This is a genomic window from Chryseobacterium sp. VD8 (assembly GCF_037149975.1).
GTDB classification, from domain to species: domain Bacteria; phylum Bacteroidota; class Bacteroidia; order Flavobacteriales; family Weeksellaceae; genus Chryseobacterium; species Chryseobacterium indicum.
In genome coordinates this window covers 15,652-32,332 of sequence record NZ_JBBCQL010000021.1, presented here as the reverse complement: position 1 = coordinate 32,332, position 16,681 = coordinate 15,652, and the positions used below count along the sequence as shown (strand labels likewise).

Here is a 16,681-nt window from a genome sequence, read left to right as displayed (position 1 = left end):
CAAGCAGGAGACAAGATTACAACACATACTAATTACATAATTCATGATAATAAAGATATTACAATGAAAGCAAAAAATTATATTTTAATGCTTCCGGATTCATTCGTGATGTATAATTCAAAGTTTCTTGCGACAATAGAAGATTGTCCTTCACCGGTAGTAAAGCAAGCAAAAACACAAAATCAAAAACAAATTTCTTTAAAACTTGATTTAACAAAAGACCAACAACAAAGCTCTATAGATATCTATCCAAATCCCGCTTCTGATTTTTTAATGATTCAATCTACTTTGAAAGTTGAAAATGTAAATATTTATGATATTTCGGGGAAGAAAATTAATACTGTTTTGAATGGAAATACAATTGATATTAAACATATTCCTTCCGGATCGTATCTCATTACGATCGAAACTAAAGAAGGAAAAACAACAAAAAAGTTTATAAAGAAATAATCACTGACACTAAAAAAGGAGAAACGCTTTTGTTTCTCCTTTTATATTCAGTATAAGTTAACATTCTACCCATGCAACTTCTTCCAGATCACATCTTTCAGTTCCATAAGACCTTCTCCGGTAACGCCTGAGAAAAATAAAGGCTGTCTGTTTTCCGGAAATTCTGCGGAAATTTCTTTCCTCAGCTCTTCATCCAGAAGATCGGACTTTGAAATGGAAATAATAAAATCTTTATCCAGCAATTCAGGATTGTATTCCTTTAATTCATTTTCCAAAATCTTAAATTCCTGAAAATGATCTTCAGAATCTGCAGGAATTAAAAACAACAGGATGGAATTCCTTTCAATATGTCTTAAAAAACGGTGTCCTAAACCTTTACCTTCCGCCGCTCCTTCAATAATCCCCGGAATATCTGCCATTACAAAAGACTTGTAATTTCTGTAATCTACAATTCCAAGATTAGGAGTTAACGTGGTAAAAGCATAATCTGCAATTTTAGGTTTAGCTGCAGAAACGGAGGATAACAACGTAGATTTTCCTGCGTTCGGAAATCCTACAAGTCCTACATCCGCAAGGATTTTAAGCTCAAAAACGACGTATCCTTCCTGTCCGTCCATTCCTGGCTGCGCAAATCTCGGAGTTTGGTTAGTAGAAGATTTGAAGTGCTCATTTCCTTTTCCTCCCATTCCTCCTTCCATCAGGATAATTTCCTGACCGTCTTCCAGAATTTCACCGATGATTTCGCCATCTTCATTTTTAGCAATCGTTCCGATAGGAACCTCAATATAGACATCGGCTCCGTAAGCTCCTGTTAACTGATTTTTCCCTCCGTTTTCACCACGCTCCGCTTTTACGTGACGCGTGTAACGCAAAGGAAGTAAAGTCCATTCGTTGGCATTTCCTTTCATGATGACGTGTCCTCCTCTTCCTCCGTCTCCTCCATCCGGACCGCCTTTAGGAATATATTTTTCACGGCGGAGATGCGCAGAACCTGCTCCTCCATGACCGCTTTTACAATGAATCTTTACGTAATCTACAAAATTTGACATAATTTTAATTCAAGGTTTTATGTTGAAGGTTCAAAGTTTTAACCTTGAATTTGGAACTTTGAACCTTGAATCAAAAATTTTTACTTTTGAAACTTCTCTACTTCAGCGAAAAGTTTTTCAGAGATTTCATTGATGTCGCCGACACCGTTGATCTCTACATATTTGCCTTGCTGCTTGTACAGCTCGGCTACTTCTGCTGTTTTTGTGTAGTACTCTTTTATTCTGTTTTGGATGATCTCCACATTGCTGTCGTCTGATCTTCCGCTGATTTCTCCTCTTTTCAGCAATCGGTCTACCAAAATTGAATCTTCAACCACCAAAGAAAGACAAACATCAATTTTATCATTCAGCTCATCTTTTACAATTTTCTCCAGTGCTTCCGTCTGAACTGCCGTTCTCGGATAACCGTCGAAAATAAATCCTGCCGCATCGGTAGGTTTTCTGATCTCATCGATCAGCATATCCGTTGTTACCTGATCCGGAACCAATTCTCCCTTATCAATGTAAGATTTTGCCAATTTTCCAAGCTCGGTATCATTTTTCATATTGAATCTGAAAAGATCACCTGTTGAGATTTGTTTCAGATTGAATTTCTCGATCAGGTTTTGTGCTTGTGTTCCTTTTCCACTTCCTGGAGGACCAAACAGAACGATGTTTATCATAATGTTGTTTTGCTTCCGGCAATCGGCATTGCTTTTTTGGCTGCTTCCTGCTTTTAGCTGTTTTTAAGTTATTATTAAATTTATTTCTTTATTTTACTTTTAAGCTAAAAGCTATCAGCTAATAGCCAACAGCGTTTTAATGATTGATTTGTCCGTCTTCTAACTGGTACAGATTAGGTAAGTTTCTTCCTAATTCATCATAATCCAGACCGTACCCTAAAACAAATTTATTTGGAATTTCTTTCCCGATATAATCCAGCTTGAAATCTTTCTTATACACTTCTGGTTTCAAAAGGAATGAAGCTATTTTTACGGATTTCGGACGCTGTGTCTCGTTAAAATACTTGAACAGACTTTCTACGGTATTTCCGGTGTCTACAATATCTTCTACCAGAATGATGTGACGGTCTTTTACATCCTTTGTCAGCTCCATTTTCTGGTAAACAATTCCTGTAGATTCTGTTCCCACATAAGAACTCATCTGGATGAAAGCAATCTCACATGGTCCGGGATAATGCTTCAGAAGGTCTGAGAAGAACATAATTACCCCATTCAAAACACCTATGAAAACAGGAACTTCATCTTTATAATCTTCATAAATCTTTAAAGCCGTAGCTTTTACAATCTCCTGAATCTCGGCATCCTCCAGATAAGGAACGAAAGTTTTGTCGTGAACTTTAATACTCTCCATAAAAAATTTTAGTAGGTGGCAAAGTTACGGATTTTTGACGAAAGTTTTTAATGGATAAATACTAAGAGTTTTTAAAATCATTTACTTTTTTCATTCCAATCCGTTATTATACAAGCCATTAGAAAAATATGAAAAATACTGCTGAAAAACAAAAGAACTGATTTAAAATTAAATCTAAATTAAAAAAATACACAAAACACTAAATATCAAATATTTACAATCTTATTATTTTAACATTGTTTTAACCATTTTTCTTATATTTGCTGATTAGTCCAAAAATCCTACAATGTCTCTGTACCAAAGAATCGCTGAGAAGCTGCAATATATAAGCCCGAATTTTTATAAAAAAAGATATTTTAAAAGTTTAAATAATCTTACCAAAGATAATTTTTCGTCGCGGAATGTAGAGCCGGAACTGGTCTGGATTAAAGAGTTTTTGCCTAAAAATGCTGTTATTCTCGACATTGGAGCCAATGTAGGAACTTTCCTTTATCAACTGGAAAACAAGCTGGATCATGAAAACATCTATGCTTTTGAACCCAATAAAAAACTATACCGCCGCCTGAAAAGATTATTTCCCGCAATGCGCATTTTTCCTCTGGCACTTTCTGATGAAAACACGACCGCAGAGTTTAAAGTTCCGGTTATTAACGGAAAAATGGTTGCTTCAAGAGGTACTCTGAACACCGATTATAAAGAAAAAGGCGAAGAAAAAAGCTATACCGAAAAAGTAAAAGTGATAAAGCTGGACGAATGGGCAGCCATTGAACATTTCAAAAAACTGGATTTTATTAAAATTGATGTGGAAGGTAATGAAATGAAAACCCTTAAAGGAGCAAAACAAATCATCAGTAAGTTTTCTCCGACTTTAATGGTGGAAATGGAACAGAGACACCACCAGACTCCGATTTGGGATGAAATTTCAGAAGTTGAATCGTGGGGTTATGATGCAAACTACCTGAACAGGCACACTTTTGAGCTTAAAAAATTAACGGAAGAAATTCTTTTAAAAAATATCAGCGACGAAAAAAATAAAACGGAATACATCAACAATATTATTTTTATTCCAAAAAACTAATAAAAGATGAGCGTAGTAGCAAGGCAGGGCTTTAAATATTCCATCATTGGATATATTGGTTTTTTACTGGGAACGGTTTCCGCAATTTTTATTTTTCCGAACGACTTTGAATTTTACGGAAAACTTCGGTATATTCTTCCCAGCGCAGAATTTCTGGTTCCGTTTGTGGTGATGGGAATTTCCTATTCCAATGTAAAGTTTTTTCATAAAGTGGATCAGGACGGTAAAAAGCAGAATATGCTTTCCCTTTCTTTACTTGCCGTTTTTATTAATTTTCTTATTTTTTCGTTAATATTTTTCATCCTGCCCTATGTTTATCCTAAATTTAAAGTTACGGAAGCATGGAAAGCGAAAGAAATCATTTTGCCGCTGGTTCTTATCCTTTCTTTTTGTGCCATTTTCAACAAATACACCTCCAATTACAAGAGAATTGTAGTTTCTAATATTTTTGACAATCTTTTTCCGAAAATTGCCAATTTAGGAGCTTTCTGTCTGTTTTTCTACTTTGCTGCCTCACAGAAAACTGCATTTGCCTTTTTCTTCGGAATTTTTGCTTTAATGCTTTTCGGATATATCCGTTATACCAATAAACTGGATAAAATCAATCTGGATTTCAGTACAGATTACTTTAAGAAAGATGGTTTCTGGAAAGAGTTTTTCAACTACAGTTTTTTCGGTTTTTTAGGAACTTTCGGAAATTATTTAGCGATCAACAGCTTAATGATCGGCGAATATCTGGGAATGGAGGAAAACGGAATTTATGCTACCCTTTACGCTTTGATTTCCCTGATTTCTATTCCTCAGCTCGGATTATTTAATGTTTCTGCGCCCATTATCAGCAAAAATCTTGCAGACGGCGACATGGAAGGCCTGGATAAATTTCATAAAAAAACATCGCTTACGCTTTATTTTCTAGGAGCTGTTCTGTTCTCCTGCATCGTGGTAGGATTTCCTTATTTAACGTATTTTATGCCGAAAAACGGAATTCTTCTGAGAGAATATCAACCGGTTGTATGGATCTGGGGATCAGCCGTTCTGGTAGATTTAGCGACAGGTTTTAACGGAAATATCATTTCCCTTTCAAAATATTATAAATTCAATATTGTTGTCATGCTTTTACTGGCAGGACTTACCATTGGGCTGAATCTTTATTTCATTAAAAATACAGAACTGAAATTAAGCGGAATTGCTTTGTCTACCGCGATTTCTCTTACCACCTACAATGTCATCAAGATTATTTTCAACTATGTGATGTTTAAAGTGTCTCCATTAACGATTGAAATGATTTTTGTATCCATTATCTGTACTTTAGCAGTTACGGTTGCAATTGTTCTGCCGAATTTCGACAGTAATTTCATCAACATGATCTACAAACCTGCTATTGTTCTTATACTGATCTTTATTGGAAATTATTTCACTAAGATTTTCCCTATAGAAGATTATTTGAACAAAAATTTTATTAAAAGTATTTTTAAATTTAAATAGAAATCAACTCTTTTAGAAGTTTTTCGAGTTTTTGCTGAACAGATTTTTTATCGAACTCTTTCTGAAAGTCGAACTGACTGTTTTTGAGTGATTTAAACTGCTCCAGAATATCTTTTTGCTCAGGAACAATAAAATCTAATTTTGAAGCATAATTTGAAGGAAAAACAGCCTGTTTTCCGAATTTAATGGCGTCACCGAGATTTCCCGTCATTTTTGTTTTGCCATAAATTTCTTCCTGACCGAAAAACTTGGTTTTTTGCTGAATAGGACACCACAAAACGTCCGCTTTCTGCATCCAGTCTTCGAAATCGGCTTGAGAAACTCTCTCTGAAAAATAGGTAATATGGATATATTTCAATGACCGTTCCAGATCAATAATCTCTTTTAATTCTTCATTTTTTGCTTTTCCTAAAAAGACAAATTCAATGAATTTATTTTCAGGAGCTGAATATTTATTTAACTTTTCAAGATTGTTTATGATTGAAAAAACCCTTTTATAATCTCTCCTTTGCTGGGAAACTCCACCCGGAATAACAATGGTTAACACTTTATTCTCCGGCTTTTTAAAATTTTTGGTGTAAAAAAGAGGTAAAAATTTCAATTTATCAGAACTCAACTCTTCATCCAAAACCAATCGTTTTTTTGCTATCTGATAGACTTTTGATGCATTTAACAAACCTTCTTTCCACAACAATTTCAATCTGTATATCTGATCTTCTTTAAAAATACTTTTGATAAGGCTGAACTTTGAAGATTTCATAAAGTTCATATTGTGAACAATTACGGAAGCATTGTATTTTTTTACAATGGCAAGGAAGGTATTGAAATAACGGTGAACCGTTCCGATGATAATTACATCATATTTTTTTAATTTCAGCTGGTCTAAAATCATTGAACTGTCCGACAGAAAAATATTCTCTCCGGATTCAAAGATCTGATCTTTTATTTTTTTTGAAAAATAATAATCTACGGTAAATTCTCCGGAACCGCTCATTACATTGATAAAATCCTGAGCAATTTCGGCATGGGTATCAATTTCTATGTAGGCTATTTTTTTCAAAATTCTAAAGTTTGGGCTAATTTTTATATTTTGTTAAACGGACTAAAATCCGTTTCTATTGAATAGATTCTATTTTTGCTTATATTTAATTAATCATAATGCTTAATTTTAACGCAAAGTTCGCAAGAGTTTTTAAATATTAACCGCTTTTAAGCTCGCAAAGGTACCTCGACAAGCTCAGCATAAACTATTCACTCAGCAGAGAACCCAAAGTTTTTTTTAATAATAACGAATTGCAGACAACTACATTTTATTTAATTAATTACAGTTTCAGCCATTTTTTCTTCAGCATATTCCAACGCTGATTGTTGATGGCTTTCTGTTCTTCTTTTGAAATTTTCAGTTCTAAGTTTTGAGAACGGCAGTTTTCATATGATTTAATCATTGAAAAGAAAAACGCAGCCGATTTGCTTTTCATGGCTTCTTTTGAGGAAGCGATGTAAGCTAAAAACCGGTTCAGTCCTAAAAAATAAAAATATCTTCCGTAATAATCTGCGGGTTTTATGGTATAATCAGCTCCTTTCACTTTAATTAATTTCACATGAAGTTCCGGCAGAACAACTTCTTTCCAGCCCAGATTTTCCAGCAAAATGGCATCAATATTATCCCATCCCAATGTTTCCCGAATGCCTTTCATTTCAATAAAACTTTCTTTTCGGTATGCTTTCATCGGACCTCGAACATGATGTTTGTTGGAATTTCCTTCGTAGATCCACTCTCCGTCTTTTTCAACATACAGTAAACCGCCGACCAAGCCGTATTTCGGATTATTTCTGAAAGCATTTTCTACCGTTTCAAGATAATTTTCAGGTAAAATGACATCCGCATCAAATTTGCAGATGATTTCAAACTCTTCTATATTCTGAGTATTTAAGCCATTTTTAAAAGCATTAACGACTTTGGAACCTGGTTGGTGCGCAGATTTCTGAAGATCAATTGTTTCAAATCTGGAATCGTGATCTGTGTATTTTCTGATGACTTCTGATGTTCCGTCTGTAGAACCGTCATTAACAACCACAACTTTAAAATCCTTAAAACTCTGCTGTTGTAAAGAATCTAATGTAAAAGGAAGATTGTTTTCTTCGTTATGCGCAGGAATGATGATTAAAAATCTCAAAAGAAAGATATTGGTGATGAATAATAAGCAATACCTGATAAAAAACGTTATATTTTAGTCAAACATCAGGTATCGCTTACCGTTATTTTTATTTATTGTGTGGTTTCAGCATATTTTTAGGATCAAGAATTTCATCCAGTTTTTCCTGAGAAAGAAGTTCTTTTTCCAATACTAAATTATACACGCTTTTTCCTGTTTCCAGAGCTTCTTTCGCAATCGCTGTCGATTGTTTATAGCCAATGTAAGGATTTAAAGCCGTTACAATTCCGATGCTGTGCTTCACCATATTCAGGCAGACTTCTTTATTTGCTGTAATTCCGACAATGCATTTTTCACGAAGCGTATCCAAAGCATTGCTTAAAAAGTGAATATTTTCCATGATCGCGTGAGAAAGCACAGGTTCCATAACATTGAGCTGTAACTGTCCTGCTTCTGCTGCAAAAGTTACCGTAAGATCGTTTCCGAAAACTTTAAAACAAACCTGATTAACCACTTCCGGAATCACAGGATTTACTTTTCCCGGCATAATTGAAGATCCCGGCTGCATCGGAGGTAAATTGATTTCCGACAATCCGGCTCTCGGTCCTGAAGCAAGCAATCTCAAATCGTTGCAGATTTTTGACAGCTTAACAGCAAGACGTTTCATCGCTGAGGAATAGATTACATAAGAACCCGTATCTGGTGTAGCTTCCACCAAATCCGGTGCAGAAACTATAGGAAAACCTGTTAATTGCGCTAAATTTTTCGCGCAGAGTGTTGCGTATCCAACCGGAGCGTTAATTCCTGTCCCGATCGCAGTGGCTCCCATATTTACTTCTACGAAAAGATTGGCATTGTTATTTAATTTAGAAATATCTTCTTCCAAAGTGGCGGCAAACGCTTCAAATTCCTGTCCCAAAGTCATTGGAACTGCATCCTGTAGCTGCGTTCGCCCCATTTTAATCACATCCTGAAATTCTTTCCCTTTCGCTCTGAAAGCTTCAACAATCTTTTCCAGTTTTTCTACAAGAGAGATGTTCATCTGAAGCAATCCCATTTTAATGGCTGTAGGATAAGCATCGTTGGTAGACTGGGAAAGATTGATGTGATCGTTGGGTGAACAGAATTCGTACTGCCCTTTATTTTTCCCTAATTTTTCCAGAACACGGTTGGCAATTACTTCATTGGCATTCATATTAATGGAAGTTCCTGCCCCGCCCTGAATCATATCCACCGGAAACTGATCGTGCAGTTCTCCGTTGATTAATTCATCACAAACTTCAGCAATGGTAAAATATAGATTTTCATCCAGCAGACCCAGCTCATAATTGGTTTTGGCTGCCGCTTTTTTTACGAAAGCCAACCCTTTGATGAACTCCGGATATGAAGATAAAAGCTGTCCTGAAATTTTAAAATTATTAATCGCTCTTTGCGTCTGTACTCCATAATAAGCATTCACCGGAACCTCTAATACTCCCAGCAAATCACTTTCTTTCCTGAAATTTTCCATTACAGATTTTTTAAATATTTTGAGACTTTAAAGATAGCAAAAACGCACCGAAACCGATGCGCTTTCCTTATTTATTTTGTAGGATATTTTACGTTTAAAGCCTGTAATATGGAGAACGTTTCTGCATCCATAATTCCGTCATAATTCTGCGGACGGAAGTGATACTGAAATGCTTCTATTGTTTTTTTGGTAGCATCATCCCATTTACCGCTCAGATCCAATGCGTAACCGAATTTCTGCAACTGCGTCTGAACATTAAAAATAAACGTCGGATCGTTGTATTTTGACTGAAAATCCGTAGATGTCGCAAGATCGTAGAAACTTTGCTTCACGGCATCATCATACCACATTCCGATCTGGTATTCGTCGTATAATTTTTTCCATGGAAATAAAGGTCCCGGGTCCTGTTTTCTTGTAGGGGCAATATCTGAATGTGCCAGAATATTGGTTGCCGGAATATTATATCTCGCCACAATATCTTTCACCAAAGCAGCTACTTTTTTTACCTGAGCTTCATCAAAAGGCATGAAAGTTCTCTTTCCTGCAGCATCTGTCGTGAATCCTGAATTTACAATCTCAATTCCAATAGATGTATCATTAAGGTTTTTATCAGCTCTCCACGCGCTTACTCCGGCGTGATATGAACGTTTATTTTCATCTACCAACTGATAAATTTCGTTATCACCTGTATTATTTACCAGATAATGCGCACTTACCGCCTGTTGAGATAATACGGTAATGGATTTATCATCCGGTAAAGCCGTATAATGCAAAATTAAATATCGTTGTCTGAAATTCTGTGCAATTGCAGGAAAATAAGTTTTCACGACTTTATAACCTGCAGGTTTTGCTGAAACGATAGAACCATAACTTGCCGTGTTATCATTTTTAGTAATATCTGCAATATTGGTCGTAAAAAATTCTACTCCGTGTTCAGAAGTAATTTTAGGTTTTGGCTTATCATTACCCGAAGTCTGAGTGGCAGTTTTCGGCTGTACTGCGGGAGTTCTCGGGATGTACTGTTTTTTTTTAGCATTTTGCTGAGAAGTACAGGAAAAAATCAAAGAACTTAATCCGATGATATATAATGTATTACGCATTTGTTTACTTTTTTTTGTTGTTTATTACCTCAAAAATACACAAATTTTTCTTGAAAAATATTTGGTAAATAAAGAAATCTGTTCTATATTTGCACTCGCAATAAAGGAACAACGATCATTAAAAAATAAGATAAACAGGAGGGTTGCCGGAGTGGTTAACGGAGCAGTTTGCTAAACTGTCGACGCGAAAGTGTCGCAAGGGTTCGAATCCCTTACCCTCCGCTTTTCTATATATCTTTTCGGGGCGTAGCGTAGTCCGGTCATCGCGCCTGGTTTGGGACCAGGAGGTCGCAGGTTCGAATCCTGCCGCCCCGACTTTTTTAACGCGCTTATTTACTAACTAAGCGGGAATCAACTTTATAATGGGTGCGTAGCTCAGCTGGATAGAGCATCTGCCTTCTAAGCAGACGGTCAAAGGTTCGAATCCTTTCGCGCTCACAGAAACCTCATAGCTTTTTGTTATGAGGTTTTTTGTTTATATTAGTCTTTATGCGTTATTACCATATTCTTTTTTCTAAATCTTTAAATGAATATTATGTCGGTCACTCCTGCGAAATCATACAGGAAAGATTAAGAAAACATTTATCAAATCATATGTGATTTACTTCAAAAGCTAAAGACCGGACGATTGTTTATTCAGAAAATTTTGATTTTAAAATTAAAGCTTATAAAAGAGAAAGGGAATAAAATCATGGAAAAGCAGTTCCAAAATTCAAAAACTAATTGAGAGTTCAGCCGGATAGAGCTTCCCGATTGTAATCGGGACGGCCAAAGGTTCAAATCCTTTCGCGCTCACAGAAACCTCATAGCTTTTTGTTATGAGGTTTTTTGTTTACATCAAACTTTATATTTTTTTACACATCAATCTACATCACTCAAACGTCATACAGAACAGAAACATCAAATGGAAAATTAATTTTGATTAAGGAACCCGAAGCTTCTAATTCATGAAAAACAATATTTTCACCTCTTAATAAAGATATTGATTTTACTAAAAAAGCATTCTCTTTTTTATTGTTACTTGTAAAAATCTCATTGATAATTTTCCACTCTTTTTTCTTAAAGGTCTTAAGATTTACCACAATTGATTCAATTCGTAAAAATGATTCTTCATCGATCTTTACGCAATAATACGTTTTCTCATGAGTCCTAAAGTTTTTGTGAATACAATGAAATAAATACACATCCTTTTCAAACGAAACTATTGATGTGATAATATCGTCATACCAATCGATTATATGTAACTTGTTAATGGTCATTTACTTAACTTAGCTTTTAAATCTCAGATCATACATTTTTTTCCTCCGAGTTATGAATTTAGATGTTCTGAAATCCTTTGATATAAAAAACAGAGTCAGAAAAATGATAACCAACCATTATCATTAAGCATTTTTTACCATTTCTGATATAAACAACTTTATCCTGAAATATGTAAAATAAATCTTTTCTGACATTCAGCCTGCATTCATCAATTTTTATTTCTAACAATTCCTGTTGTAAATTTTCACCTATATTTTCAATTCCGTATTGATAGAAATTTTTATTGGAATGATGTTCTAAAGTCCTTATGTTTTTAGCTTGTATCATAGAAAAAGCTTTACAGAGGTTTTGCTCCATATAAAAATTAGACAAATGAAATCACAAGCAAAAGAAGAAAAAAAAGGAAAACTTTCTTTTTCATTTAAGTTTTATCTAAAATAATGGTTCTGAAACAGGTAAAGGTAATGAAAAACGGCATTAAAAAAATTAACCAAAAATTATTTCAGTTTTACTTTCATAATTCAAAAAAAGTTTATACATTTGCAACCACAAAAAACAAGGTAATTCTTGTTAAAAGATGACCTCAATCGGGGCGTAGCGTAGTCCGGTCATCGCGCCTGGTTTGGGACCAGGAGGTCGCAGGTTCGAATCCTGCCGCCCCGACAATTTTAGGGTGCGTAGCTCAGCTGGATAGAGCATCTGCCTTCTAAGCAGACGGTCAAAGGTTCGAATCCTTTCGCGCTCACTTAAGCCTCATAACAAAGTTATGAGGTTTTTTGTTTACATTAATTTATGTGCTACTGCTATATTCTTTTTTCTAAATCTTTAAATAAATATTATGTCGGACATTCCTGTGAAATTTTACAGGAAAGGTTAAGGAAACATTTATCGGATCATAGAGGATTTACTCCAAAAGCTAAAGACCGGATGATTGTTTATTCTGAAAATTTTGATTCTAAAATTGAAGCTTATAAAAGAGAAAGGGAAATAAAATCATGGAAAAGCAGTTCCAAAATTCAAAAGCTAATTGAGAGTTCAGCCGGATAGAGCATCCCGATTGTAATCGGGACGGTCAAAGGTTCGAATCCTTTCGCGATCACTTAAGCCTCATAACTTTGTTATGAGGTTTTTTTGTTTATAATATTTCATTGATCTGCCCTCCTACCCTTTTTCCTTTTTTAGATATTCAATAAATTTTGAAGGAGGAATTCCCATTTTGTCTATAAAAATTCTGCTGAACACTGTATGAGAAGAAAAGCCGCATTCTTCGGCAAGATAGCTTATTTTGTAATTGAGATATTCCGGGTTTTGTTTTAATTTTATAACGATATAATCTATTCTTAACTGATTTAAATAACCATTAAAATTGCTTTCTTTATGTTTTTTAATAATAGACGACAGATAGTTCGTATTGGTTCCTATCTGTGCAGAAAGTGAACTTAAAGAAACTGCAGAAGATAAAAACTGCTGTTTCTTTTCGAACTTATTCAGTTTGTCCAGAATTTCCTGTTCTTTTTCGTCAGAAAGATTATTTCTATAGATTTTAGGTTCTCCTTCATCCTGTTTCTGTTTTAGAATTTCCTTTTCAAAATCTGCATTAATTTCCATAAACCTTTTTTTATACTTTCTTAAGGTGAAGAAACGATGGATTAAAAATGCTGTAAGCGATCCTAAAAGCAGTATGGCAGCCCAAAGATAGGTCATGAAATTTCTTGTATGGTTTAATTCATATTCAAGAGGTTCTATCTGATCCAGACTGTACAGCTTCGAAATAAATTCCGCCTTGGAATCATAATTCAGTTTTTTGTTTTTTTCCTGATAGAGTTTTGAATATTTAAGATAATTGGCATTGTCGCCTAATTTATCGGCATTTTCCATTGCTATTCGGTAAAGCTCAAGCTCGATGTTTACAAAATCTATATTCAGAACAATTGTATTAAGCCCCTGTTCGCAGTATTTTAAAGATTCTTTATAATTTTTCTTCAGCTGATAGGCCCTTGCAAGATAATATAAATCATAAAAAACTCTGGCTTTGTCATTTTTAGATTCGTTTTTATCTTTTGTTGCTTTCTGTATTGCCAAATCCAGTTTTCCGAGAAGAATAAAATAATCTGCTTCAGTACAGCCGATAATATCGTCTTTATCTTTTTGTAACAGTGTTGAATTTTTTATTTTGTTGAGGTAAATTCCTGCTGAATCCAGTTTTTTCTCGTAATCGTAACTCAGAAAAATATTTTTGTATTTAATACATTTATAAAAAGTTAACTGATACTTTTTTTCAGGGGAAATGTCTGTGTGTGAAGAAAGATAATCATCTATATTTTTAATAGCTCTCTGATAACTTTTGATGGATTTTCCGAAATTTCCTAACAGGGCATAGATTGCATCGTCATCTCCTCCGGAAAGCAGTTCCTGTATTTCATCTGTTTTTTCAGCAGATTTAAGCCTATTTCGTTTTTCTATAAGCTGAAGCGAATATCTATATCTGTTTTGCAATGCGTATATGACAGCAATGATATTCAGGTTTGTTTTTTCAAAAGTAATATTTCCTGTCTTTTTAGCATACACATTGGATAAGTTCAGGTATTGTATTGCCTTCTCATAATTATTAACCGTTTCAAACCAGTATTTTAATGCATAAATATTATAGCACTTTGTTTTCTCTTCATCAGATAATTTCCGGCTGAGCATTTCATCGCAGTAGATTTTGGGATTGATGTCCGAATAACATTTTTGCACAAGAACGTCCACAGAATATTTTTTCAGAGAATCTGCATTATTATAAACATTCTTCTGTCCACCTTTTGCATATACACAAAGGCAGTATAACATCAAAACTAAAAATCGGGTAATAAATAAACGGTTCATCATCTTCAGGTTTTCCACAAAATTAATGTTTCAGTTTTATATTCCTGTTATTCATAAAAGATTAAAATATTTTTGATTATCCGTAATTAAGGATTATAAGAATAAAAAGAGGAAGTCTCATAACTCAATGATGTGGGTTGAGAATCGTCTGTACAAAAACCATTCTCAGACAGGAGGTCGAGAAAAAACATAAAAAAAGGCTGTTTTCACGAGTTGTGATACAGCCTCAATTCACAATTATTTCCAAAAAAATTATCCTGTTAAAATATTATAGTTTTGATGGTCTTACAACGTATTAAACTTTTACTCAGATAAAGATAATGCAACGATTTATAATCAATCTGCCGGAAATCCAGACTTCATAAAAGTTTAAGTTTCCAACCTATAAATGTGACATCAAAAAGTTATTAGTAATTATTGGTTATCAGAATCCTTTCATTAATTGTTATAATTATCCGACACCCAATACGTTCCGTTGCTTGTGATGGTAACTTTATTAAGGTTCGCGCCCCATGCTATCTGGTAGTTTGTAACAGCCGGTAATCCGTAGGCGAACTGTCCGCTGTTTGCTGTATTATAAATCGGATAATTTGTCCAGATGTAGGTATATGCTCCCGATGGATAATTGGCTTCATAAGAGTTATTGTAGATTTTCAGCTGTCTTCCTTTACATGTTGCAGGGTCCGGCAATATTAAATTGGCCGCTGCATTGATTCCTAAAGGAAGTGTGTAAGGCGTTGCATTTCCTATAGAAACATTAAAGCCAAGCGCATTGGTAGATTTAGCCTGCCATTCTATCAGATAATCATCAGATTTAACGATATACGGCGGAGAACCTGCCTGATTATTATTGGCATTAAATGTTCCTCCTGCTCCCACAATCTTATAATCAACAAAAACAGCTCCTCCTGAAACTCCTACACAGTTCCATGCAGAACCATCGAATAGGGAAAGACATTTTTTGGTAGTATCATACACGATCATTCCGCGCTCTGAAGCCGCTGCACCCAATGCATTAATCTGTGCAGTCGTAAGTCTTGTTGGCAAAAATCCTTTATTTGTAGAGGATAATTCCAGTAAAGCTTTTGTGTTTTCTGTATTTTTATCTCCTATGGTAACGGAACCACTGTTATGGATAAAAGTACCATCGCCGGTTGAAGGCTGGTTTTGGAAATACGCAATTTTGGTATCATCAAGACCGCTGTTGTATACTGCTTCTGTACCTACCGCTATTTTTTCAACGGCAATTCCCGACTGAGCTTTTACATTAACCGCTGATGAAAGTGCAAATGCACCTGCAATGATAAATAATTTCTTCATTTTCTATATAATTTTATTTTATTTAACTATAAATTTGGTTTGATACTGGTGTTGAGCATCTTTAATCGTGAAAATATATACTCCCTCACTTAAAGGATTTATTCTGAGTTCCTGTACTCCTCTTCCGGTAATATTTATGTTCGAAAGAAGCTGAACCATGCTTCCTGCTGCGTTATACACTTTTACTTCAGCATTCTTGTAAGATTCTATGGAAGATATCTGGAGAATTCCCTGTTTTGCTTGGGAAGCCGCTAATTTCGTAGTCTCTGTATTTACTAAATCTCTAATATCTTTTTCTTTTCCTCTGCTTATTTTCAGAAGACCAACTTTACCTTCTGTAGCAGAAGCTTTATTACTTTGATGCAGTGCAGCGGTAAACAAAATCCCATTACCGTTTTCATGCTCTTTGTTTGCAGGCAATTTCAGACCTTGTAATTTTGCAATGCTTTCTGATAAATTCGCAATATCTTCATCAGCAAATAATTCGCAGGTAGCTTTTGCTGTGTTGAAATCACTCACTTTCAGAACTACTAAATGATCTTCATTGTAATTAAAGGTATTTCCGGGATCTGATCTGTTTTCGGGATTATTGATATCAGTAAGACTGAACGCAAACTTCTTCCCTCTATTTTTTACCGCCAGCTGTACAAAACTGTTTCCTTTGTACATAGAGGTAGGAACTTTCAGATCCAAAAGCTGAAGCTCTTTTGTTTCGTCCGCTTTTGAAAGATTAAGGATAAAAGAAACCAACAGGGTATTTTCATCTTTAGAAACTTTAGTGTAAACGTTTTGAACAGCTCCCAACTGTCCTATTACAAAATGTTTTCTGGTGGTACCATAACCCGGATAAGCCATCAGGTTTTCCGCAAATAAGCCTTCGTTCAGGCTTTGAACTGTTTTACCACTCGTGCTTTTAGTAGTGGCGTACTTTTCGTAATTTTCTGTTTGTAATGTCTGTTGGGCAAACATCCAAGAAGAAGATAACAAAAGTAATAATGCATATTTTTTGTTCATGAAAAATTATTATTTTAAAATTCCGTCTCTATAACATA

At 34.8% G+C, this 16,681-nt stretch carries 16 protein-coding genes and 7 tRNA genes; 11 read left to right on the top strand and 12 right to left on the bottom strand.

The features are described 5' to 3' along the window. On the top strand, window positions 1-450 hold a 450-nt coding region (locus tag WFK35_RS04290), incomplete at its 5' end, for a T9SS type A sorting domain-containing protein (RefSeq protein ID WP_336731512.1). Between the two features lie 65 nt (window positions 451-515). On the opposite strand, the gene obgE is transcribed toward WFK35_RS04290, so the two are convergent. The 3 genes from obgE to hpt form a co-directional block, all read right to left on the bottom strand. Further along, window positions 516-1,499, bottom strand: coding sequence for a GTPase ObgE (gene obgE / locus WFK35_RS04285; RefSeq protein WP_076392153.1), 984 nt, complete (start codon window positions 1,497-1,499; stop codon window positions 516-518). 80 nt (window positions 1,500-1,579) lie between these two features. After that, window positions 1,580-2,161, bottom strand: coding sequence for an adenylate kinase (locus WFK35_RS04280; RefSeq protein WP_214588974.1), 582 nt, complete (start codon window positions 2,159-2,161; stop codon window positions 1,580-1,582). Between the two features lie 136 nt (window positions 2,162-2,297). Further along, window positions 2,298-2,852 carry a hypoxanthine phosphoribosyltransferase gene (hpt, locus tag WFK35_RS04275; protein ID WP_076392149.1) on the bottom strand — a complete coding sequence of 185 codons (555 nt, stop codon included), beginning with the start codon at window positions 2,850-2,852 and terminating at the stop codon, window positions 2,298-2,300. A 286-nt stretch (window positions 2,853-3,138) separates the two neighbouring features. Here hpt and WFK35_RS04270 point away from each other — a divergent pair, with 286 nt between their 5' ends. Together WFK35_RS04270 and WFK35_RS04265 are read left to right on the top strand one after the other, a co-directional pair. Further along, window positions 3,139-3,930 carry an FkbM family methyltransferase gene (locus tag WFK35_RS04270; RefSeq protein ID WP_336731511.1) on the top strand — a complete coding sequence of 264 codons (792 nt, stop codon included), beginning with the start codon at window positions 3,139-3,141 and terminating at the stop codon, window positions 3,928-3,930. A gap of 6 nt (window positions 3,931-3,936) precedes the next feature. Continuing rightward, window positions 3,937-5,415: a lipopolysaccharide biosynthesis protein gene (locus WFK35_RS04265; RefSeq protein WP_336731510.1), complete on the top strand. Its 1,479-nt coding sequence runs from the start codon at window positions 3,937-3,939 to the stop codon at window positions 5,413-5,415. On the opposite strand, the gene WFK35_RS04260 is transcribed toward WFK35_RS04265, so the two are convergent. The 4 genes from WFK35_RS04260 to WFK35_RS04245 form a co-directional block, all read right to left on the bottom strand. Then, window positions 5,408-6,475 carry a hypothetical protein gene (locus WFK35_RS04260; RefSeq protein ID WP_336731509.1) on the bottom strand — a complete coding sequence of 356 codons (1,068 nt, stop codon included), beginning with the start codon at window positions 6,473-6,475 and terminating at the stop codon, window positions 5,408-5,410. The genes WFK35_RS04265 and WFK35_RS04260 overlap by 8 nt on opposite strands. 262 nt (window positions 6,476-6,737) lie before the next feature. Next, the gene (locus tag WFK35_RS04255) at window positions 6,738-7,592 is read right to left on the bottom strand and encodes a glycosyltransferase family 2 protein (RefSeq protein WP_336731508.1); all 855 of its coding nucleotides are present in this window, start codon (window positions 7,590-7,592) and stop codon (window positions 6,738-6,740) included. A gap of 88 nt (window positions 7,593-7,680) precedes the next feature. Next, window positions 7,681-9,081 (bottom strand): aspartate ammonia-lyase, encoded by a 1,401-nt coding sequence (gene aspA, locus WFK35_RS04250; protein WP_214588968.1) that lies wholly within the window; start codon window positions 9,079-9,081, stop codon window positions 7,681-7,683. 71 nt (window positions 9,082-9,152) lie between these two features. Further along, the gene (locus tag WFK35_RS04245) at window positions 9,153-10,181 is read right to left on the bottom strand and encodes an N-acetylmuramoyl-L-alanine amidase (RefSeq protein ID WP_308005482.1); all 1,029 of its coding nucleotides are present in this window, start codon (window positions 10,179-10,181) and stop codon (window positions 9,153-9,155) included. A 137-nt stretch (window positions 10,182-10,318) separates the two neighbouring features. Here WFK35_RS04245 and WFK35_RS04240 point away from each other — a divergent pair. The 4 genes from WFK35_RS04240 (at window position 10,319) to WFK35_RS04225 (ending at window position 10,976) form a co-directional block, all read left to right on the top strand. Next, window positions 10,319-10,403 (top strand) — tRNA-Ser (locus WFK35_RS04240). A gap of 18 nt (window positions 10,404-10,421) precedes the next feature. Further along, window positions 10,422-10,496 (top strand) — tRNA-Pro (locus tag WFK35_RS04235). A gap of 49 nt (window positions 10,497-10,545) precedes the next feature. Beyond that, window positions 10,546-10,619: transfer RNA gene (locus WFK35_RS04230), tRNA-Arg, on the top strand. 287 nt (window positions 10,620-10,906) lie between these two features. Then, window positions 10,907-10,976: transfer RNA gene (locus tag WFK35_RS04225), tRNA-Thr, on the top strand. Window positions 10,977-11,056: 80 nt separating this feature from the next. Here WFK35_RS04225 and WFK35_RS04220 read toward each other — a convergent pair. Both WFK35_RS04220 and WFK35_RS04215 read right to left on the bottom strand, forming a co-directional pair. Beyond that, on the bottom strand, window positions 11,057-11,440 hold the full coding sequence (locus tag WFK35_RS04220) for a hypothetical protein (protein ID WP_336731507.1): 384 nt from the start codon (window positions 11,438-11,440) through the stop codon (window positions 11,057-11,059). 58 nt (window positions 11,441-11,498) lie between these two features. Then, window positions 11,499-11,768 carry a hypothetical protein gene (locus WFK35_RS04215; RefSeq protein ID WP_336731506.1) on the bottom strand — a complete coding sequence of 90 codons (270 nt, stop codon included), beginning with the start codon at window positions 11,766-11,768 and terminating at the stop codon, window positions 11,499-11,501. Between the two features lie 261 nt (window positions 11,769-12,029). Between WFK35_RS04215 and WFK35_RS04210 the strand changes: the two genes are divergently transcribed. From WFK35_RS04210 to WFK35_RS04195, 4 genes are all read left to right on the top strand, one after another. Further along, window positions 12,030-12,104 (top strand) — tRNA-Pro (locus tag WFK35_RS04210). Window positions 12,105-12,112: 8 nt separating this feature from the next. After that, window positions 12,113-12,186, top strand: a tRNA-Arg gene (locus WFK35_RS04205). A 47-nt stretch (window positions 12,187-12,233) separates the two neighbouring features. Then, complete coding sequence (locus WFK35_RS04200) at window positions 12,234-12,488, top strand: GIY-YIG nuclease family protein (RefSeq protein ID WP_336731505.1); 255 nt, start codon at window positions 12,234-12,236, stop codon at window positions 12,486-12,488. Continuing rightward, window positions 12,474-12,537: transfer RNA gene (locus WFK35_RS04195), tRNA-Thr, on the top strand. Before WFK35_RS04200 ends, WFK35_RS04195 begins: the two co-directional genes overlap by 15 nt. Before the next feature lie 65 nt (window positions 12,538-12,602). Here WFK35_RS04195 and WFK35_RS04190 read toward each other — a convergent pair. The 3 genes from WFK35_RS04190 to WFK35_RS04180 form a co-directional block, all read right to left on the bottom strand. Then, window positions 12,603-14,327 carry a helix-turn-helix domain-containing protein gene (locus tag WFK35_RS04190; RefSeq protein ID WP_336731503.1) on the bottom strand — a complete coding sequence of 575 codons (1,725 nt, stop codon included), beginning with the start codon at window positions 14,325-14,327 and terminating at the stop codon, window positions 12,603-12,605. Between the two features lie 420 nt (window positions 14,328-14,747). After that, a complete protein-coding gene (locus WFK35_RS04185) occupies window positions 14,748-15,629 on the bottom strand; it encodes a hypothetical protein (protein WP_336731502.1) in 882 nt (293 codons plus the stop codon). 18 nt (window positions 15,630-15,647) lie between these two features. Next, a complete protein-coding gene (locus WFK35_RS04180) occupies window positions 15,648-16,643 on the bottom strand; it encodes a T9SS type A sorting domain-containing protein (RefSeq protein ID WP_336731500.1) in 996 nt (331 codons plus the stop codon). Window positions 16,644-16,681: the final 38 nt, after the last annotated feature.